The 18,246-nt window shown below is 71.0% G+C and carries 16 protein-coding genes; 6 read left to right on the top strand and 10 right to left on the bottom strand.

The genetic code is table 11. The features are described from left to right. Window positions 1-755, bottom strand: a 755-nt coding sequence (locus tag ACFYOB_RS39570) for a helix-turn-helix domain-containing protein (protein WP_388569386.1), incomplete at its 3' end; no start/stop codon positions are given. A gap of 92 nt (window positions 756-847) precedes the next feature. Here ACFYOB_RS39570 and ACFYOB_RS39575 point away from each other — a divergent pair. Beyond that, window positions 848-2,707, top strand: a complete 1,860-nt coding sequence (locus ACFYOB_RS39575; protein ID WP_388569388.1) for a zeta toxin family protein — start codon at window positions 848-850, stop codon at window positions 2,705-2,707. Here ACFYOB_RS39575 and ACFYOB_RS39580 read toward each other — a convergent pair. Next, a complete protein-coding gene (locus ACFYOB_RS39580; protein WP_388569391.1) occupies window positions 2,671-2,913 on the bottom strand; it encodes a hypothetical protein in 243 nt (80 codons plus the stop codon). The genes ACFYOB_RS39575 and ACFYOB_RS39580 overlap by 37 nt on opposite strands. A gap of 151 nt (window positions 2,914-3,064) precedes the next feature. Here ACFYOB_RS39580 and ACFYOB_RS39585 point away from each other — a divergent pair, with 151 nt between their 5' ends. Continuing rightward, window positions 3,065-5,746, top strand: coding sequence for an ATP/GTP-binding protein (locus ACFYOB_RS39585; protein WP_388569393.1), 2,682 nt, complete (start codon window positions 3,065-3,067; stop codon window positions 5,744-5,746). 81 nt (window positions 5,747-5,827) lie between these two features. Here the strand turns inward: ACFYOB_RS39585 and ACFYOB_RS39590 are convergent, their stop codons facing one another. Next, window positions 5,828-6,067, bottom strand: coding sequence for a hypothetical protein (locus ACFYOB_RS39590; protein WP_030791339.1), 240 nt, complete (start codon window positions 6,065-6,067; stop codon window positions 5,828-5,830). A 655-nt stretch (window positions 6,068-6,722) separates the two neighbouring features. On the opposite strand from ACFYOB_RS39590, the gene ACFYOB_RS39595 reads away from it, so the two are divergent. Continuing rightward, window positions 6,723-7,139 carry a hypothetical protein gene (locus tag ACFYOB_RS39595; RefSeq protein WP_388569395.1) on the top strand — a complete coding sequence of 139 codons (417 nt, stop codon included), beginning with the start codon at window positions 6,723-6,725 and terminating at the stop codon, window positions 7,137-7,139. 22 nt (window positions 7,140-7,161) lie between these two features. Here ACFYOB_RS39595 and ACFYOB_RS39600 read toward each other — a convergent pair whose 3' ends face one another. Beyond that, window positions 7,162-7,404, bottom strand: a complete 243-nt coding sequence (locus ACFYOB_RS39600; protein WP_388569398.1) for a hypothetical protein — start codon at window positions 7,402-7,404, stop codon at window positions 7,162-7,164. Between the two features lie 90 nt (window positions 7,405-7,494). Here ACFYOB_RS39600 and ACFYOB_RS39605 point away from each other — a divergent pair, with 90 nt between their 5' ends. Further along, window positions 7,495-8,547 (top strand): hypothetical protein, encoded by a 1,053-nt coding sequence (locus ACFYOB_RS39605; RefSeq protein ID WP_388569400.1) that lies wholly within the window; start codon window positions 7,495-7,497, stop codon window positions 8,545-8,547. Window positions 8,548-8,632: 85 nt separating this feature from the next. On the opposite strand, the gene ACFYOB_RS39610 is transcribed toward ACFYOB_RS39605, so the two are convergent. Beyond that, complete coding sequence (locus ACFYOB_RS39610; protein WP_388569402.1) at window positions 8,633-9,877, bottom strand: transcriptional regulator; 1,245 nt, start codon at window positions 9,875-9,877, stop codon at window positions 8,633-8,635. A gap of 357 nt (window positions 9,878-10,234) precedes the next feature. On the opposite strand from ACFYOB_RS39610, the gene ACFYOB_RS39615 reads away from it, so the two are divergent. Together ACFYOB_RS39615 and ACFYOB_RS39620 are read left to right on the top strand one after the other, a co-directional pair. Next, a complete protein-coding gene (locus tag ACFYOB_RS39615) occupies window positions 10,235-11,410 on the top strand; it encodes a cupin domain-containing protein (RefSeq protein ID WP_388569404.1) in 1,176 nt (391 codons plus the stop codon). A gap of 8 nt (window positions 11,411-11,418) precedes the next feature. After that, window positions 11,419-12,225, top strand: coding sequence for a hypothetical protein (locus tag ACFYOB_RS39620; RefSeq protein ID WP_388569406.1), 807 nt, complete (start codon window positions 11,419-11,421; stop codon window positions 12,223-12,225). Window positions 12,226-12,355: 130 nt separating this feature from the next. Here the strand turns inward: ACFYOB_RS39620 and ACFYOB_RS39625 are convergent, their stop codons facing one another. From ACFYOB_RS39625 to ACFYOB_RS39645, 5 genes are all read right to left on the bottom strand, one after another. Then, entirely contained in the window at window positions 12,356-12,724 is a 369-nt protein-coding gene (locus ACFYOB_RS39625) for a hypothetical protein (RefSeq protein ID WP_388569408.1), read from the bottom strand. Between the two features lie 139 nt (window positions 12,725-12,863). Further along, entirely contained in the window at window positions 12,864-13,877 is a 1,014-nt protein-coding gene (locus ACFYOB_RS39630; protein ID WP_388569410.1) for a hypothetical protein, read from the bottom strand. 172 nt (window positions 13,878-14,049) lie between these two features. Further along, on the bottom strand, window positions 14,050-14,421 hold the full coding sequence (locus ACFYOB_RS39635) for a hypothetical protein (RefSeq protein ID WP_388569412.1): 372 nt from the start codon (window positions 14,419-14,421) through the stop codon (window positions 14,050-14,052). Between the two features lie 32 nt (window positions 14,422-14,453). Beyond that, entirely contained in the window at window positions 14,454-15,284 is an 831-nt protein-coding gene (locus tag ACFYOB_RS39640) for a DUF721 domain-containing protein (protein ID WP_388569415.1), read from the bottom strand. Next, window positions 15,281-17,779: a hypothetical protein gene (locus ACFYOB_RS39645; RefSeq protein WP_388569418.1), complete on the bottom strand. Its 2,499-nt coding sequence runs from the start codon at window positions 17,777-17,779 to the stop codon at window positions 15,281-15,283. The genes ACFYOB_RS39640 and ACFYOB_RS39645 overlap by 4 nt, the downstream gene beginning before the upstream one ends. Between the last annotated feature and the right edge of the window lie 467 nt (window positions 17,780-18,246).

Below are 18,246 nucleotides of genomic sequence, written 5' to 3' on the forward strand. Positions count from 1 at the left end.
ATGCGCTCTTCGTCGGTGAGGCGGGCCGGCAGGCCGTAGCGCTCGCACGCGGCGTCGGTCAGCACGATCAGCGGGTCGGCGTCCTTGCCCGGCCCGGACAGCTTCGGCGCACCGAGCTTCGCCTCGCTGAGGGTCCAGTCGACCAGCGCCGGGATGGACTTGGCGGGCACTTCCAGGACCAGGCCGCCGGTGCAGTACGCCAGCACCTTCCCGTCCTCTACGTCCAGGACCGCCAGCGGGCCGTTCGCGAACCGCGGGTCGGTGCCGCCCGCCGGGATGTTCGCCGGGGCGGCCTTCTTCGCCGCTGGGCGGCGCGACGTCGAGGACGTCCTGGTGGTGCTCGCCGGGCTGGTCGCGGCGGCCGGAGCAGCAGCGAGGGGAGCGGGGGTCTCGGTGTTCTCGGTTGCAGTCATGGCCGCAGCCTTGGGGGCCGGGTCTGTGGACAGAGTCGGCGCTTCGACCGGGTCGGGTGCGCCGGTGAACGTGGCGGGCACCGGGGCGGCCGGCTCCTCGGGCGCGGGGTAGAGCTCGGCGAGCTGCTTCAGCAGCCGCGCGTACGCATCCCGTTCCGGGGGGCGGGGCTCGGTCTTGCCCGACTCCCAGCCGGACACCGTGGCGCGGCGCACCTGCAGTGCGGTGGCCACCTCGTCGATCGTCAGGCCGTGCGCGGCACGCAGTCGCTTGCGTTCCGCCGGCGGCGGGAGCGTGGCGCGGGACGCGATCAAGGCGTCGACCGCGTCGAACAACTCGGACATGCAACACCTCCTTTCGTCGATTCTAGCGCCTGAAACGAACGAATGCCGTACGTTTGGCGTACGAAGTGCGTACGCAATTGTGGAGGGGTGCGTTGAGAGACGAGGACGTCGTTCCGGTCGTGCTGCCCGAGGGCCAGCATGAAGAGATCCTGGTGACGGAGATCCTGCCGACCTGGACCAAGCGCGCCGTCCCTCAGGACCAGCCGATCGTCGTGGTCGTCGCCGGGCCGGCGGGGAGCGGGAAGTCCTACCTGTGCGACCTCCTCTTGGCGGTCCTCGCACGGCGGGGCGGAGCAGTACTGATCGGCCGCGACCTCTACAAGAAGGCCCACCCCCAGTACGACACCCTCATGCGCAGCGATGACCTCACGGCCGGTGTGCGGGTGCGTCCGGATGTCCTGCGGTGGCAGGCCGAGGTCGAGGCGTACGTACGCCACAACCGCTTCGACGCAGTCCTGGAGGAGCCCGTCGCCGATCTGGCGGAGGCCATAGAGACGGCCCGCGTCTGGCGTGCGGCGGGCTACCAGGTCGAGGTGGTGGCGCTGGCCACGTCGGAGGCCGAGGCACAGCTCAGCGGGCTGGACCGCTACCTGACGCAGGTCGACGAGCAGGGCGTGGGCCGGTCCGTGTCCTGGGGCAACCTCGACCAGTGCACACGCAACCTGCCCCGCTTCCTGGAGGCCGTCGAGGCCGAACAGCTCGCGGACCAGGTCATGGTCGTGCGCCGGGGCCTTCACGTCCTGTATCGCAACCGGCTCACCGCAGACGGAGCATCCTGTCGGGAACCCGCAGGCGCCTCCGAGGCGCTGACGGCGGAGTGGGGCCGGCCGTGGACCGCGCCGGAGACGTGGCAGTTTCGGCGCCGTCTGAGCAGTACGGAGCAGCGGCTGCACCCGGCGGTGCTCGCGCCGGAGCGCCGCCTGGCGGTGGCCGGAGGACTGGAGCGCGCCTTCGCTCTGGCCGAGCCGGTGCGCCGGATCGCCCAACCCCTCACCGTGCCGCCCGGCGTCGACTACCACCGCCTGTCCGCGAGCGAGCACCAGTGGATCTTCGACGAGCTGGTCATCCCGGGGTACCTGAGCGCCATCACCCCGCACGACGACCCCGTCACCCTGTACGTGATGGGCCCGCAGGGAGCGGGGAAGTCCTACATGGCCCGCATGCTGCGCCGGGCGTTACGCCAGCGCAGACCCATCGGGATCGAGGGCGGGACTTTCAAGGCGCTGCACCCCGACTACCGGCGGCTCCTCGAGGAGGAGCCGCGCACCGCCTCCGCGCGGATCAGGCCGGACTACCGGGCGTGGCAGGAGATGGCCGAGGCGTACGTACGGGCGCGCCGCGGAGACATGCTGATCGAGATCGCCCCGGACAGCATCAGCCACTTCCTCAACAGTGCGCGGCGCGACCACCGGGCGGGCCGACGCGTGGAGCTGGTCGTGATCGGGGGGCGTGCCGCGGACAGCAGGCTGGGTACCGCGACCCGGTGCGCCGAGATCGCCCGCCTGGGCGTCCAGCCGCGGTTCACCACGGCCGCCGCCCACCACGCAACGTTCAGCATCATGGCCACCGTGGCCGACGCCGCCGAACGGTCCCCGTTCGTCCACCGCATCTCGGTGGTCCGCAGGGACCTGACCCCGGTCTATCTCAACGAGCGCACTGCAGACGGAGCCTTGAGCAGGCGGCCCCGGGCCGGGGCAGTGGTCGAGGCCGAGCAGCGCCGCCCGTACACGTCGGCCGAGGCGGCCCAGTTCCTCGCCACCCTCAGGCGGTTGGAGGGTGAGCTGCCGCAGTACCGGTCGGATCTGGTCGAGATCGCCGCTCTGGCCTGGCCCCTGATGCCCGCCCGCCTGCAGCCGCGCACCCTCCCCTTCACGGTCACCACGGCGCTGCTGCCCGCCCCGCGGCACACGCCCGGCTACTGGCCGCCGAGCTCCTGGGAACGGGCCGCATAGCGGGCCGCGATCTCGGCTACCTCGTCCGGGTCGGCGTCCTGAAGCGCCTGGAGATCGGTGGCGCACGCCGTCCACTGCTCCTTCAGCGCCTTCAGTCGCTCGGAGTCAGGGCCGGCGGCCCGCTCCTTCATGATCTGTTCCGCGTACCAGTTGCTCACGTCCTGCACGAGTTGCTTGACGACATCGGGATTCGGGTGCTCTGACAAGGGGTTCCTTCACGTCTCGGGATGCGGTGGGGCGTCATTGTCTCTGGCCGAGACCATGCGGGACTGGCGCCTACGTCGCGGAAGGTGGCCACACCGCGCGCCCCAGGCCCTACGGTTGATACCGTCGATGATCATTCTGGGGGGACCGACCGTGGCCGACCTTCGTGCGCTGTTCAGCTCCAATGACCCGTCGTCGTTCGATGTCGCGGAGGCGTTCACCGACCGGCACAGCCAGTGGGTCCTGGTGGCTGCCGCGCTGGAGGAACACCTGCGCCGCATCGTCGGCCCCTCCTTCGACGTGGAGGACCTTGAAGCCCCCCGCAGCAACGTGATCGTCTTCCACGGGGTGGGCGGTGTCGGGAAGTCGACGCTGCTCCGCAAAATCGAGGCCGCGCTCACCGCCGCTGAGAACCGCCCCGAGCAGTGGGGCGCTCCCACCTGGACGGACCGGGTGCTGCCCATCCGGATCGACCTGTCGAGGGCCGCTTCGACCGGCTCGGACTTCGAACGCGTCATCCTGACGATCCGCCTCGCGCTCGCCGGGGCCCTGGGCAGGCCCATGCCGTCCTTCGACGTGGCACTGCGGCACTACTGGGAGCACGTGCACCCAGGTGAGCCGCTGGACGAGTACATCCGGCGATCCGGGCTGGCCGGGAAGTTCGCGGAGATGCTGCCCCAGCAACTGCAAGCCGGAGTGGGGGAGGTCGCCACCGCTCTGGCGCTGCCCGGCCTGGTCGGCTCGGCCGCCGGACAGCTCACCTCGGCGCTGGTGAACGCGCTGCGCGAACGCCACGAACGCGCCCAGGCCCTGGCCGGCGCCACGCGGACGGCAGCCCTGCTGGAAGCCACCCCTGACCTGGAGGCCCTGTCCTACTACCCACACCTGCTGGCCTGGGACCTGAACCAGCTGCCCGCGAAGAAGCGCATCGTCCCGGTGATCCTGCTGGACACCTTCGAGGACACCGCCGACCGCCACCGGGACTTCGAGCGACTGCTGCAGCGCCTGGTCTGGCTCATGCCCGGCACCTTTTTCGTCATCGGCGGCCGCAGCCGGCTGCCCTGGGCGGACCCCGCGCTGCACGGCCAGCTCGACTGGACCGGCCCCGCCGCCTGGCCCGGCCTGGCCACCTCCACCGCCTCCCTGACGGTGCCCCAGCCGCGGGCAGCCGGCTCCGGCGCCCGCCAGTACCTGATCGGCGACCTCTCCCCCGAGGACTGCGAGACCCACCTCGCCCGCCGCCTGGTCCAAGACGACCAGCCCCTCATCGGCGCCGACATCCGGGCCGCGATCACCGCCCGCTCCCACGGCCTGCCCCTCCACCTCGACCTCGCCGTCTCCCGCTTCCTGGAGATCCGCCGCACCGGCCGCACCCCCACCCCGGCCGACTTCGACTGCACCTTCCCCGCCCTCCTGGCCCGCACCCTCTCCGACCTCACGCCCGAAGAACGTCACCTGCTGCGCAGCGTCGCCCTGCTGGACGCCTTCGACCTCGACCTGGCCACCCGCACCGCCGGCCTCGCCCAGCAGGCGCCGGCCCGGCGCCTGATCGAGCGGCCCCTGGTCAACGAGAACCCGTACGCCCTGTGGCCCTACCACCTGCACCGCGCGATCCGCAGCGCCGTCCGCGACGACGACCACAGCGACGACCGCTGGACACCGGCCGACTGGGACCAGGCCGCCAACCGCGCCCTGGCCGCCCTCGGCGACCAGTGGACCAGCGCCACCGCGCTCGGCCCCAGCCGCATGCTCCTGGTCGCCTGCCTGCGCCAAGGCCTGCGCCTGGCCCGCGAACACCGCCTGAGCGACCTGGGCTGGCTCACCGCCGCCGCCCACGCCTACACGGACGACTCTGTGTGGGAGCCCCTCTCTCTGCCCACCGACAGCAGCACCGATCCGGCGCCGGACACCCCCGCCGACGCCCTGGCCGAGCTCCTCACGACGATCGCCCGCCGCCAGCACGAACACCGCCAGCGCACCGCCGACCGGCTCACCGCAGTCCTCGACAGCGGCCTACTGCCCGCTGAGCTCACCGAGATGGGCCTGTACTACCGGGCCAAGGCATACAAGGACCTCAGCCAGAACCAGGCCGCCCGCGCAGGAATGCAGCAGGTCGCCGACGCGGGCGGCCGGTACGCTCCCCGGGCCCGCCGGGGCTTGGCCAACCTGGCCCGCCTCGCCGGCGACTTCCCCACCGCCCTGGCCGCCGTCCCCACCCTGGGCTGGAAGGGCCGCCACCACCGCGTCCTCGGCGACATCCGCTGGTCCCAAGCCGACACCGCCCAGGCCGTCGCCGCCTTCGAAGCCGGGCGGGCGGAAGCTGAGCAGCACGGTGCCGCCGGCGAGCGGGCCATGATGCAGGTCCGTCTCGCCCTCGCCGTCTCCTTCGCCGACCCCGCCCGCGCCGACGACGAGCTCGCACTCGCCCACCAGCTCCTCGTCGGCCTCGACCAGCGCTCCAACACCCTCCTTGCCCAGGTCGTCGCCCTGATCAAGGACGCCGGAACCAGCGGCGTCACCGACCGCGCCCAGAGCCTGAACGCCGAGATCGAGGCCGCGGGGCTGCCCTTCCTCCACCGATTCGTAGAGCTCGCCCTCGCCTTCCACCACGCCGTCCGCGGCGAGGACCAGGGCCTGGCCGCCACCATCGACCGGCTGCGCGCGCTGACCGCGACCGGCGACTTCGCCTACTTCACCGACATCGCTCACTTCATGGGCGCCCTGCCCCTGCCGGGGCCGTCGACCATCCGCTGGACCACGAGCGAAGACGACGTCCGCAGCGCGTGGCGCGGCATCGTCCAGACCCGGCAGGAACACCTGCTCGCCGGAAGCTGACCCTGGACGCACGACGGCTCCGACCAGAGTGTCTGGTCGGAGCCGTCGCCATGTACGGGCCGGGCGCCGGGCCCGGAGAAATCAGCTGGCCTCGGGGCGCTGCCCCACGAGCTGGGTGAGCAGCTCGATGATCTGGGCCTGATTCCGGTCGATCTTCTTGTCGAGAGCCTCGACCTTCTGGTCCAGGTTGCCGATCTGGAGGCGCACTGCGGTGAGGTCGGACTTGATGATCCCGAACTCGCGGTCGTGCTTCTCCGCGACCTCTTCGAAACGCCGGGTCAGGGCAGCGAGCTCGCTGTGGGCGATGGGGTCCTCGGGCACGCGGTCGCTCCTGCCAAACGAAAGCACTGTCGGAGGGTCCACGATAACGTGCTCACCGCTCGTGCAGTTCGGGTAGCCAAGAGGCCGAAGCCGGGAGTGCCCAGACCGAGTCGCGCCGCTGTCCCATCGTGATCAGCCCTCAAGACGGGCGCTTGCGGCTGCGTGTATTTCCGGTGCGTCGGCAAGGTCGGCGCGGATCTCCGGCCAGTCGGTTGCCTCGGGCGACTGACGCCGATGACGGCTAGGCGGCACCGAGCTCGGGAACACATCATCGCGGACCCCGCTCGGTAGGACCTCGGGCCCAGCCACGAAGGAATTTCCGTCAAATCCTGGATCCGTGGCTTGTAGGGCGGTGACAGATGGGGCAGCCAGCTGTCAGTTCTTCACAAGGTTCCCCTGCGGGTCTGACCAATTTCCCATATACCGGCAAATCGGACCGTATCGCAAGATTTCTTCAACACCACGGAGCGCCCAGCGGCACTAGGCCCGGGGCTTTGCGTCGTCCGCCTCTGGAGTGACCATGACCCAGCTGCCAAGTTCCGCGATCTTCCCCCTCATGGCGCAAGCGCAGACCCGCCCGGGCCACCGTACCGGGCCTCCTCATGCAGCAGGCCATACCGTACATAAGAGGATGCCCCTGACCGGCAGGAGATCGATGCCCAGACGAGTCGACTGGAGCAGCAGGGCCGATCAGGATCTCGCGCGCGCGTTTCCTCGCGAAGGGGACAGGCTTGCGATCAAGAACCTGGCCGAGGCTGAACTTGAGTACCCCCCGCGACTGGACCCCGCCCGGCGGGCGGACGAGGGCTACGTTGCGGGCTACCCCTCTCTCGCCTTCAGGCGCGCTCTGGCGCGAGGAGCTCCCACATGGGCGGACGACCTGGAAGACGACCCCGAAAGAGTGGACCCGGAGGAAGGCCCCGAGTATGGGGCGTACCTGTACGTGTACAGGGCCTGGACCACGGCGGACGCCGGAGGGGCTTCCATGCGACACGGCAGGCCGAAAATATACGTCACCCGGTTTTTCGGCAACGAAGAGCTCAAGGACAAAATTGGCTCTGCGCGGCCGTAGGGCGGTTGGTGATCACGGGGTGTCAATCGCTCTCTGCCGGCGTTTCCGAAGTGCCGACCTCTAGGGCGGCACTGATCAACCTGCCCTCAAGATCGGAGTTCGCCAGGGGAGTGATCATGGCAACGAATCGGCCACGCAGTGTGATCAGCGCAGGATGGCCCGAGTCGTTGATCTCCCTGATCACCTCAGACGTTCGCAGCGACAGGTCCCGCATCTTGTAGACATGCGCAGCGGCTGCGTCCACTCGCGGATCGACCTGGGTCATCTGACACACCTCCATAGCGATGTTCTACCCATGTATAACATCGCCCAGACAGGCGCGCTTCCCCGTGACCAGAGTTGAGACGGGAGTCTGATGGCAACTCCCCCAGATCCGTCCTCCCGCCCAACCACTCAGGACGCAACAGCCACAGCGGACCTGAAATCCACTGCAAAGTGGCTGCTTGGCGCGAGCGCCTCAAGCGCAGCAGTCCTTGTCGCCGGGCTCCAGCTGGGCAATCTCGAAGCACTCGGCAATGCCGACGTACTGTACGGCGCCGCAGCACTGGCATCGGTTGCGATTGCCTTGGCCGCCGCCACGACCCTCCTCTTCCTGGCCGCCAGAGTCCTCTCAACCTCGCGCCCTGCCATCAGCCAGCTCCAACGCGAGGACATTGATGACAACGGAGCGCGACCCGGCAAACGCATGAATCCACCCGACGACCCACGCCTGAGAGAGCTTGTTTGGGAACGAGGGCCCGAACTCCTCGGCGAGCGAGATTCAATCTGGAAGATCGTTGAAGATCACGAGAGTGCTGCCGCTGCTCTCTCGAGCTCAAACACCGTAGTGATCCTCGAAAAACGCTACAGGCCGTCCCGACCTGCCGACGCAGAAGCGCTCCGCAACATCTTCAAGGATCTCGACAGACGCATCCAGGAGATCTGCGATGCCGCCGGGTACATCGCCACTAGGGAGCACTACAAAGATTTGAAGCAGCACATGTGCTGGCTTCTACCACTGTTCGGGATCGGCATCCTGAGCTTCGCATGGCTAACGTTTCTGTATCCTCCCCTGTTTCTCAGCCCATCAGCCAAGGTCACCACCCCGATCCAGGTCGAGATCACGGTCCCCTCCGACGCTGCAGCGTCCAGGGCCGGCCTACCGGCAGGCTGCGTCAAGAAAACCCCCCTCAAAGGGGTTGCCGTCGGCGGGAAGCTCGACTCACCCATTCTCGTAACCCGAAGTGAAAACGGCTGTCCCGCGCGCCGAGTCAAAAACAGCAAAGACCTCATCACAGTGCCGCTGTCTGCACCATCCGCACCCGCGGCATCTCCCAGCCGGCCCTGTGACACCCATAAACCACACCTTCACGACCACCCGGGTGGGTCCCCCACACCTCCATCGACCGCACGGCCGGGACCCGAATAGCCTGTCCGCCAGTCGGACCTTCTCCCCCACCTACGCGGGGCCCCGCCAGGCAACACCCCAGCCCACTCCTTGGCGCCCGGCGCCCTCAGACGAGGGCGTCGCCAAGCAGCCGGCGCGGTGCTCCGTCTAGGTGTCGGTGGAGCAGCTGGGCGCGGGAGTGCACCAGGCCGCTCCGGTACGCGGCTGGTAGTCGGTCGTAGACGGCGGCGGCCATCTCGGCGGCCGCGCCCGGGTCTCCGTCGACCCGCAGGCACGCGGCGGTGTCCATGGCGATCAGCGCGCGGGTCATCACTGAGGGCGAGGACGTCAGGGCCAGGGCGTCGTCCTGTGCCCGGTAAGCGGCGCGGGTGTCGCCGAGCAGCGTGTACGCCTGGGAGAGGTGCACATGGTGCTTCTGGGCCGGGTACCCGAACCAGGTGTCCGCCGACTCGGGGCCGTCCAACTGTTCGGCCAGGGTGCGGACGTCGTCCACCGCCCGGCGGGCGCCGGAAAGGTCGCCCACGGCGGCCAGGGCACGGGCGTTGACGGCGGCCGCGAGCGCGGCCGCGGCGGACGGGCGGGCGCCGGCCTCCCGGCGGGCCTGCGCAGCGATGAGGGCGGCCTGCCCAGGAGCGCCGTAGTTCAGGCCGACCATGGCGTGACGGCCGAGCACCCAGGCGGTCATCCGCCGGTCCCCGGACTCTCGGGCGGCCTTCGCTGCTGTGGCGAACCAGCGGTGCGCGTCGGCCTGGTCGCCGCGGTCGTGCTGGACGATGGCCACCAGGCCGGAGAGCCCGGCGGCTGTACGTGCCAGGTCGGTACGGTCCCGCGCGGGGTGGGGCCGGCGCAGGACGGCGGCGAGGAGCGCCAGGTCCTCACGCATCTCGCCCAGGACTGCGTCGGGGGCCCGGCCGTTGTAGCCGCCCCGGTGCCGCTCGAAGGCGCCTTCCAGATAGGCGAGGTCCCCGGCGCCGTCGCCGTCCAGGCCGGTGTCGATGCCCTCGCGGGCCTGCGCGATGCCGGGCAGCACGGCGAACCCCGCCGTGGCCGCCGCCAGGGTGAACAGCTTGCGTCGCTCCACGTCGTCGTCCTCCATCCTCTGCTGCCTGCGGTGCCGCCGGGTGTTCTCCAGGGCCTGGTCCAGCTGCTCGTCGGTCAGGCCGTAGACGGCGCGGATCGCCGTACGCCAGACCGGAGTCGGTAACCGCTTCTCGGTCTCCCAGCGCTTCAGGTTCTCGACCGTGCACACGAGACCGGCGGCGGTCATGCGCTTGGCCTGCTGCTCGCGGCTCCGGTCCGCCCGCTCCCTGATGGAGCGCAGCAACTCGCCGATTCCGTCCGGGCTCACCATGCCGGGGCCTCCCCTGTCCGGGTGTCGAAAGACCATCCTGGCCCCCCAACGCGGCACCCCGCAGCGGGATTCGGCCCCCCGGAGCGGCCCTCCCTTCTGGTGTTCCCCGGACCTTCAATGGTCGAACGGAACCGGCCGGGACAACGCCCCACGGGGCTCCCCCTCCGGCCGGTCCTGCACTGGGCGCCCGCCTTGCCTGGGGGCGGCGGGCGCCGTCCAGCGCTCCATCTGACACGAGAGAAGGAGTACGTCATGAACGGTCTGATCCTCTCCAGCCGCTCCATCAAGGGAGCCGCGACCCGGACCCCCGACGGCGGGGGCACCGGCAAGGGCGACGGCAACGACTGATCGCCGACCATGACCACCGCGATTGACGCGGCGGTCCGGAGCCTCGGCGGGGACTTCCTCGCCGGGGCTTTCGGCCGCTCCTTCCAGCACTGGTCACAGGCCGCCGCAGGGCTGCGCGACCTGTTCACGTGGGACGACCTGAACGACCTGGTGGCCCGCCACCGGCTCGACGCCCCGCGCCTGCGCCTGTTCAACAACGGGGAGCAGGTCCCGCCGTACGAGTACCTGCACACCTCGGTCACCAAGCGCTCCGAGGTCCGCCACCGCGTCGAACCCTCCGGGCTGCACCGGCAGATCACCGCCGGCGCCTCCCTGGTCCTGGACGCCGTCGACAAACTCCACCCCGGTGTTCAGGACCTCGCCGAGGCGCTGGAGCGGCACTTCCGCACCGACGTCCAGGCCAACCTGTACGCGTCCTGGCACCCGACCGAAGCATTCGGCATCCACTGGGACGACCACGACACGGTGATCTTCCAGCTCGAAGGCGCTAAGCAGTGGAACCTGTACGGGGCCACCCGCACCGACCCGCTCCGCCTGGACGTCGAAGCGCCGGAGAAGCCCGAAGGACCGCCGCTCGCCAAGGTGGTGCTGCAGGCCGGGGACATGCTGTACGTGCCACGGGGCTGGTGGCACGCGGTGGCCGCCACCCAGGGCCGCTCCCTGCACCTGACGTGCGGGCTTACCCCGGCGACCGGCCACCACCTCCTGGTGTGGCTCGCCGGACAGCTCCTCCACTCCCCCACCCTGCGCGCGAACGTCCCGACCGTGGCCGGGCCCGGCGAGCGCACCGCGTACGCCGAGCAGCTGCGTAAGGAAGTCGCCGAGGCGCTCCATCCGCACATCGTCTCGGAGTTCGCCGCCTCCCTGGACGCCCGCGACCCGGGCCGCCCGGCTCCCTCCCTCCCGTACATCGGCGACGTCCCCGCCGACCCCGGCCTGGTCCTGGCCCTCACCACCGCCCGGGCCGCGCTCGAGGGAGCCGACGAGGCCGTCGTGCTGCGCGCCGCCGGACACGAATGGGAGCTCCACCCGTCCGTGCGCCCCGCGCTGAAGGCCCTGGTCTCCGGCGCCCGCCTGACCCTCGGAGAACTGGCCGAGCGCTCCGGCCTCACCGTGGAACAGGTCGCGGCCCTCGCCACCGAGCTGGTATCCAAGGACGCGGCCGCCGTCTCCCAGCCGAGGTAGGACCCGCCATGTTCGACGCCCCTGCCCCCGCCACCGTCGACCGGATGCTGGCCGCCCAGCAGCACGCCGCCGACCAGTTCGGCCTGCGCGCCACCGGCCGCCGGGTGTGGGGGTACCGGGGCCGGACCCTGTCGGGCGCCGCCGGCCCGCACTGGCTCCGCGTCGTCTGCACCGAGGCCGGCACCGAGGGCGGCAAGCTGTGGAACGGCCCCTCCACCTCCCGCGCCCTCCCCGCGTCGGTGCCGCGCCCCGACCTGTTCCGCATCCGGGACTGGATCACCGAGGGCTACGCCTACCGGGCCGAGCTGTACGGCTTCGCACCCGACCCGATCGTCTCCCCGCGCCCCGTCCTCGACGAGGACCCCGGCCTGCCCGAGACGTGGTGGAAGGAGATGGCCGCCGCCCTGGACGCCCTCGCCGACGTCCCACCGCCCGCGGACCGCGAGGCCGTACGCGAGGAATACCTGCGCCGCGTCATCCCCCAGTTCACCGGCCACCAGGTCGACGACGTCACCTGGACCACCGCCCACGGCGACCTCCACTACGGCAACATCACCCGCGGCCCACACATCCTGGACTGGGAAGGATGGGGCCGCGCCCCCTACGGCTACGACGCCGCCACCCTGTACCTGTACGCACTGCTGACCCCGGCCACGGCCGCCCGCGTCCGAACCGACCTTGCCCCCGTCCTGGACCGGCCCGAGGCACGTATCGGCCTGCTGACCGTGTGCGCCCAGATCCTCCAGGCCCAGGACCGCACCGACTTCTACGCCGAGCTCGCCGGCCCTGTACGCGAGCAGCTGGCCCACCTGTAGCCGCGCCTACGCGGAGTCGACGTTCTGCCGTTTCCATTGGAAACGGCGGCCGCCTTCGCGGCCCGGCCTCAAGGGCGCAGCCAGCGATCGGCGCGGGTACTCCTTCGAGCCATGCCTCCAACGTGGTTGATCAGGATCCTGCGCTCTGTCCGCGATGGCTGATCTCCTGGCCGACCAAGTAGTCAGCCCAGGCGAACCACGGCTCCATGTCCCCGAACGGACCGCCGGTCTTGGCTTCGCTTAGGAGAAAGTCCAGGTCGCCTTCCGCGACGCCTCGCCCTCCGAGGGATTCCGCGTGGGCGAGGATCTTCTTCCGGTCCTGCTCGAAGTAGTCGAGCGGACCGCCGCTGCACCCGGGCAGGAGCCGCTCTCCGGGCAGCGAGAGAGCAGCGCACAGGGTGCTCATCCAGGGCTCGGCAGTCAACTGCTCCAGGTCCTCCGCCGACAGGCCGGGCGCATTGGTGGCGAGCCTGTCCAGCAACGCGGTCGCGAGCACCACGCACGCGCTGACGTGCTGCCACGCTGATGCGGATCTCGAATATTCCCCAGGGCTGCTCTTCGTTCCCCAGTCGGTTGCTGTCGGCAGATCACCTCGCTGACTGCAATGCCGCGCCGTTGCTTGAGCCGCCTCTCCCGCGTCAGCGGATGGGCTCGGCCACTCGGGCGAGCAGGGCGGCCGACTCCTCCGGCGCGAGCGTGTGGTCGTACACGAGCTCGCCGGTCATCCCGGGGAAGAAGCGGCCAGCGGGCCAGTTCCTCTGATACGCGGGCGGGTCGAGGACCACGAGCCGAACGCCGTCCACGACGGGGATGTCCGCCGGTTTGCCTTCGTTCCAGATCCACTCGCCGTCGGCGCCGACCAGGTTGAAGGAGCCGGTGGTCGGCACCATCCCGGGCTGGTCGCGGCAGCAGGCGACGGCCTCCGTCGACGGCGCCTGCCCCTCCACGAGGCCCGGGCCGATCAGGGCGTCGGCGAGGAGCGTGTGCAGCTGAAAGTTGTCGCCGATACCCGAGGCGCGCAGCGCGAAGCCGGCACCAGTGGCACGGTCGAGCGCGATGAGCGGCTCGTCGTCGAGGACGGCGAGTGCGTACGCGAGGCACTTGAACGGCTCGTCCGACAGCTCGGCCACCCGCTCGACGGCGGCCGCCAACTCCTCGCGACCGGGGGCCTCGCGGCGCACCTGCAGTGAGTTGAGCATGGCCACGCAGGCCATCTCGAACTGTGGGAGCGCCTCCCATGCCGTGACGGGCTCGAAGCCGATCCGCTCGAAGTCGGCCTCTTCCAAACCCTCGCCCTCGCGGCCGGGGAGTTCACCACGGCCCGCAGCCGTCCACCGCTCGCAGAAGACGGCGGCCTGCTCGAACGCGTCCAGCGAGCTCGCGAACACGGCGGGCGCGCAGGCCAACGGGTCGGCACCCCGCTCGACGCACGCCCCGATCAGCACGGCCACGACTGCTCGCGGCCCGGGCGGCACCTGCCCGAGCAGAGCGGAGAGCCGAGGCCCCGCCGCCCGCAGGTCGGCGTCCGCCGCCTTGCCGACGGTCTGGGTCAGCCGTGCGAAGGCACGCTCTGCCGCGTCGGCGTCCTGGGCCTGTACAGCCGCTTCGAAGGTCCCGACGGCGGCCGGAAACCGCCCACGTCCGAATATCATCCGCGCACCCTAGCCGACGCCTCCGACTGCTTCCGAACTGCGTGCTCGCCCGGCTCACGGCGGACAGTCCTCGCGCGCCAGTCCAGGGCGGGCGAGCCCGGCAAGATCCAATACACGGGCCCTAGACCTGGGGGTATCGGTCGGCCTTTCTACTGTGGCGCCTGACTCCAGGTCAGCGGTGCGGGCGGTGGGGAATCTCGGTGAGCAGGTCTGTCCCACCCCCGAGCGTCGGGTGGGGAGATTCACCGAGTCCCATCAACGCCAGGTTCTCGACAGCGATCTGGTAGTCGACGGTGACCTGTTCAAGCGTCAGGAGCGCCCCGGAGTGACGGGTGAACCGTTGTCCCTCGGTGTAGCGCTCGGTGTTGTTCAGCGACTGGTACACGCGGTGTCCGAGGGCGTCTGCGCTTCGGAGCTCGTGTCTCAGGTCGGCGCACGCGCAGAACAGATCGCGCAGGGCCTCTACCTCGTCGGAAGTCAGCCGGTCCAGCTCGGTGAACTGCGGAAGCGAAGTCACGATCCCTCCCAGGAAGTCGCTGCTCACGGTATCGGTGCCCGCGCCGCCACGACGCCGGCTCACGCCACCTCACCGGCCGCCCGCCGGGGGTGAGGTGCCGAGAGCACGGTCGCTCCGGCTCGTTCGGCGCGGGCCCGGCGCAGGGCGGCGGCTTCTGTCGCCGCAGCCTGGCGGCGGCGCTGGAGGCGAACCTGCTCGATCGAGGCCAGCGCGTCGTCCGCGACGACGTCGGGCTCAGGAAACACTCGGGAAGACAGCTCCCGCATTGCGGCGGCCTGCCGCTCCACCGCTTCCGCGATGGCCGGGTCCACCTTGGAGGTCCGGGCGGCCTGGCGGTGCGCTTCGATCGCGCGGCGGTAGCCATCGGGCGGGATGCGGCGCTTCACCGGCGCGGCAGGCGCGGCCGGCTGCGGGGCCGGTTCGGCGGCCGCCACTGCGAGGCCGGCCTTCACGGGCGCGGGCGCCAGGACGTGCAGGGCGCGGACGTTCGCCATCGGCACCGTCTCGTTGGCCGCCGCGATCAGCTTCGGCGTGCTCCAGCGCAGCTTCGTGCCGATGGCCGGAGCGTCTGGGACGACGTCCAGGCGGCCGGTGTCCGCGTCGAACTTCACCGCCTGGACCCGCCCGGCGAGCTCGGGCGCGGCCGCGGCGAGGATGGTGTCGAACCGGGCGAGGACGCTGCCGCCGGCGGCCGGGGCGACCATGCCGCGCTCGGTCATCATCAGGCCGATCGCGGCGCCGAGCCCGAGTGGCTCACGGCCGTCACGCCGTACGACCGTGGTGGTGCGGCGCTTCGCCTTCTCCTTCCGGCTGGTGCCGTTCTTCTTCGCCGCTTCCCGGGCCGCGACCAGAGCCTGACGCGCGAGGTCGACGCCGCTCAGTTCGGTCATGCGATCACCGCCTTGGCTGTGCGCGGGGCGAGCTCCCGCAGCTGCTCCAGCCGCTTCGTGAGCAGGTACTCGGCGACACGCTCGCGGGCCGTGTCGGCGGCCTTGGTCGCGGCCGCGATGGCGTCGGCGCCGTGCGGGTTGTGCTTGAACCAGTGGCGGCCCTGCTCGGTCTTGTAGGCCCGCCGGGCCTCCGCTTCGGCTTCCTCGGTTCGGCCCAGCATGGCCAGGGCGGTGTCCTGGTGCTCCTGAACGGCCTGCTGCGCGGTCTGGAGCGCGGCGAAGGCGTACGCGTCCTGCGCTGCCTCCGGGTCGGCCTCCAGGGCTTCCACGTCGGTGATCTGCAAGAACTCCTGCCACGCGGCGGCGACGCTGTCGCCGATGGCCGTCCGGGCCTGAGCCGCGACAGCCGCGACGTTGCCCAGGTCGGTCAGGCCGGCGGACCAGGCCGCCAGGAGGAGACCGGCCTCACCGATCAGGGCCTCGGTCTGGCGGCGGTGGTCGCAGCGCTCGCACAGCCCGGCCGCCTGCTGCCGCCCGCAGTCCTCGCACGGCAGGGCCTGGCGCACCGCGTCGGCGGCGGCCGCGGCCGCACGGTCGGCCTCCGCCCGCTCCTGGGCAGCAACGCGGGCGGCATCCCGGCGGGCCTGCTGCTCGCGGGCCTGCTCCCGCCGCCACACCAGGTCCTCCGCCTCGAGGGCCGCCTGCTCGCGCAGCCGCTCCTCGAGGACGCGCCGCCGCTCGCCGTCGGACAGGCCGGGCAGCTCCCGGTCGATGTCCGCGCCGATGCGAGCCCGGCGGGCACGGCGGAGGTGGATGACGTTGCCGCAGTTCTCGCAGTCCTCCCCGGTATCCAGCCGGACTCCGTCGTCGCACTTGCGGTGCGAGCAAGCCTGCCGCTGGGGCAGCCCCCGACGGATCAGCCAGGGGAACGGCTTGTCGACCAGGGCCTCGCCGCCGGTCTCGTGAAGGCGGTCGGTGAGCCGGTCGGCAAGCAGTCGCGGCGCACCCTCCGGCGCCACGCCCAGGCCCGCCAGCTGCGCCAGCTCCGCCTTCGCGGCCGCCTCCACCTGGTCCTGCTGCCACCCGGACAACCGCTCCCACAACCACGCCACCGGCCCCAGTGCCACCCGCAGACCAAGGTCAGCCGGAAGACCCACCCTCCGCTGCTGCTGCGTCTTTCGACCACCCACGGTGTTCGGCTGGCCACCAGCACCAGCCCTGACAGAGGGCTTCTCCACCCGCTCATCGACCGGGGACTCCTTCGGTTTTTCCCCGCGGAGCGGGCCGCCCTCAGCCACCGGTGACCCGGTCCCGGCAGCGTCGGTCTCGCTGTCGGCGGGCTGGTCCTCGCCCGCGCACGCGCGCTCCGGCCGACGGCCTTCAGCCCCACGGCCTTCGCCGGAAAAGCCACCAGAGAGCGCGAGAGACCCACCAGGAGTAACCCCAGAAGCGTGGAGAGCGTGGTGCTGTGTAGTTGCGGCGAGGTCTGCGGATCCGGCGATCCCGTCCTGCCCGGCACCCTCGATCCCAGTCGCCACAAGGGTCTCGTCCGTCTCGCCGAGCTCAAGATCTCCGGATGCAGTACCGGCGAGGTCTGAAAACACGGCCTCCTCCGCCCGGCGGGCCTCCCGCACGGCCACACCGTGGGCCTCGGCGACCGGCACCAGGCGCACTCGCGACCGCCCGTGCAGACCCGAGCCGGTCTCCTGGCGCACCACGTCCGCGACGCCGTGCTCCTGGAGCCGCTTGAGCACCTTCGCCCCAGCCGCCGCCGTGCAGCCCAGCAGCCGCGCGACCGTCGCCGCCGGACGCCCACGCTCGGTGTCCACCGACCCGGGGCACAGCTGCAGCCAGCCCGCCGAACCCGTCGTCAGCACCATCAGCAGCAGCCCGAGCCGGTCCGTTGCCGCCCCCCGACCCGTACGACCAGCGAGCAGCCCGGCCGGGACCGGCGCCTTGTCCTTCGGCGCCCACCCCGGACCGAACAGAACCTCGATCAGGCTGAGCAGCACCGCCAGCTCGGAGCGGGACAGCGCCAGGGCGTGCCGCCGGTTGCCGGCCTTCTGCGCCCGGTACATCGGGATCACCCAGCACTCCAGGCCGGTCGCGTGCCCGAGGCTGTTGGTCGCGACGTTCGAGCCGAGGAACCCGGCAGCGCGCAGCTCGGGCAGCACGGTGTGCGCGACCGTCGACTGTGACACCCCCAGCCACCGACCGAGCTCCGCCGCCCAGATCGACGCCTGGTAGTCGTCGCGGACCTTCGCCTTCGCCGTCAGCACCACCGAAGCCAGCCGCGCGCCGTCCGACGCCCCGGCCAGCGCTGGAGATGAAACCAGTGCACGGACCGCGGCGAGCAGTCGAGCCCGCATCGTCTTCGACAGCTGGAGCGGGTTGCCCAGCTGCAGGGCAACGACCGGTCCGGCCTGTGCCGGGACCGACCGCAGCCGACGGCGCGATGCGCTGCCGGTAAATTCCGCGCGAGGGCGTGGGAGCATGGCGGCCGGCGCCGCCACGGCGCTCACCGGCCCGCCCGAAAGTACGAGATGGAGATCATCTCGGCAGCCTGGCGCAGGCAGCCTGTGGACAGAGCCCGGGAAGTTGCGAGAGCCCTGTTCCTTCCCGCCCGGCGGGCAGAAACTTCGGATCGCGTCCCGCCCCACGGGACGGAGCTCCGGAGCACCCCGGCCGCGGGCGCCGTCAGAAGGCCATGGGCCCCCCTCTGGGTATAGGTACGCCGGACCATGGGGCGTGTGACACTCCGACCCCAAGAATCTTCGTGATTAATGCCGTGAACAGGGCAAACAGGGTCAGTCAATCCCGTTGCGCGGGAACCATCGGCGGCTCGAACCGGTGTGAATCGGGCACGGTCGAGCTGACAAGGAGACACAAGGTCGTGCACTATGGCGGGGACACCAACTCTCATATGCGAGCCGGCCCACCCCGCGAAGCGGGACGGACCGAC

Origin of the sequence: Streptomyces sp. NPDC006463 (assembly GCF_042870715.1) — a bacterium.
In the GTDB taxonomy this organism is placed as follows: domain Bacteria; phylum Actinomycetota; class Actinomycetes; order Streptomycetales; family Streptomycetaceae; genus Streptomyces.

What these genes read in the sequence shown, in the direction of transcription:
- ACFYOB_RS39595 (WP_388569395.1), top strand. Translation starts at nt 6,723, where the DNA reads ATGCCCAGACGAGTCGACTGGAGCAGCAGGGCCGATCAGGATCTCGCG.
- ACFYOB_RS39600 (WP_388569398.1), bottom strand. Translation starts at nt 7,404, where the DNA reads ATGACCCAGGTCGATCCGCGAGTGGACGCAGCCGCTGCGCATGTCTAC.
- ACFYOB_RS39605 (WP_388569400.1), top strand. Translation starts at nt 7,495, where the DNA reads ATGGCAACTCCCCCAGATCCGTCCTCCCGCCCAACCACTCAGGACGCA.
- ACFYOB_RS39610 (WP_388569402.1), bottom strand. Translation starts at nt 9,877, where the DNA reads ATGGTGAGCCCGGACGGAATCGGCGAGTTGCTGCGCTCCATCAGGGAG.
- ACFYOB_RS39615 (WP_388569404.1), top strand. Translation starts at nt 10,235, where the DNA reads ATGACCACCGCGATTGACGCGGCGGTCCGGAGCCTCGGCGGGGACTTC.
- ACFYOB_RS39620 (WP_388569406.1), top strand. Translation starts at nt 11,419, where the DNA reads ATGTTCGACGCCCCTGCCCCCGCCACCGTCGACCGGATGCTGGCCGCC.
- ACFYOB_RS39630 (WP_388569410.1), bottom strand. Translation starts at nt 13,877, where the DNA reads ATGATATTCGGACGTGGGCGGTTTCCGGCCGCCGTCGGGACCTTCGAA.
- ACFYOB_RS39640 (WP_388569415.1), bottom strand. Translation starts at nt 15,284, where the DNA reads ATGACCGAACTGAGCGGCGTCGACCTCGCGCGTCAGGCTCTGGTCGCG.
- ACFYOB_RS39645 (WP_388569418.1), bottom strand. Translation starts at nt 17,779, where the DNA reads ATGCTCCCACGCCCTCGCGCGGAATTTACCGGCAGCGCATCGCGCCGT.